This is a genomic window from Prevotella sp. C561, from assembly GCF_000224595.1.
Taxonomy (GTDB): domain Bacteria; phylum Bacteroidota; class Bacteroidia; order Bacteroidales; family Bacteroidaceae; genus Prevotella; species Prevotella jejuni.
Window position 1 is genome coordinate 11,978 of sequence record NZ_JH114165.1, and the last position, 969, is coordinate 12,946.

General features: G+C 44.3%; 1 protein-coding gene. It reads right to left on the reverse strand.

The window, feature by feature from the left end; genetic code table 11:
• Positions 1–969: transposase (locus tag HMPREF0666_RS15560; protein WP_009013347.1), on the reverse strand; the 969-nt coding region annotated here is incomplete at both ends.

The window sequence follows — 969 nt, forward strand, 5'->3', positions numbered from 1 at the left end:
ACTTCTATAATTCTGTTTCCTCTTGCCTTAAAACATGAGCCTCTCAACGGACAACCATCACAGCGTTCTGCCTGATAACGTACGCTGTAAGTAACGAATCCATTAGAGGTTAGGGAACGCTTCATACCTATACGCTTCATATGCTGTCCCATAGGGCAGACGTAGAAATCCTGTTCCTTATTATAATAAAGGCTTGCGGGACTGAATGGGTTAGGTGTGTAGCGTGGGCGCTGCTCTTTATGGAAGTAGTTATACTTCACATAGGCTTCCATATTATGTATGTCCATGAACAGATAGTTCTCCTCGGAGCCATACCCTGAATCGGCTACGACAGTCTTGGCATAACGATGATAGCGTGATTTGAAAGACTCCAAGAAAGAAGGTAGTGTGAGTGTATCTGTACGATTGGCATAGAGTGCAAAGTCGGTGATGAACTGGTTCTCCGTTGCTATCTGCAGATTATATCCAGGCTTAGTCTGTCCGTTCCGCATAGCGTCCTCCTTCATGTGCATAAACGTGGCATCAGGATCGGTCTTGCTGTAGGAGTTTCTCTCTCCCATAACCTCAAGGTGTTGGTCATACTCCTGGAGTTTATTACGTTTCTTCTCAAGCTCTTTAAGCTGTTTTTTCTTGGTTCTAACAGCCTGCTTCTCTTCCTTTGTCTTAGGCTCAGGGGCTGATTCCAAAGACTTGTTCAATTCCTCGGATATTTCATCGAGCAGAGCTGCAGTAAACTCGACACCTTCTGTTTTAGCGGCATTGTCCTGCGCTATGACATCATCAACCTGAAGCAAGAGTGTGCGTATTTGTTCCTGCAACTTGGCGCGGTTCTTTTCCACGGTTCTCTTCCAAACGAAGGTATACTTGTTGGCTTTCGATTCTATCTTTGTGCCGTCAATATATTCAACGTCAAGACTTATCAAACCTTTGGCTGCAAGTATAATACAACCTAGTGTGAAGATATTGTTG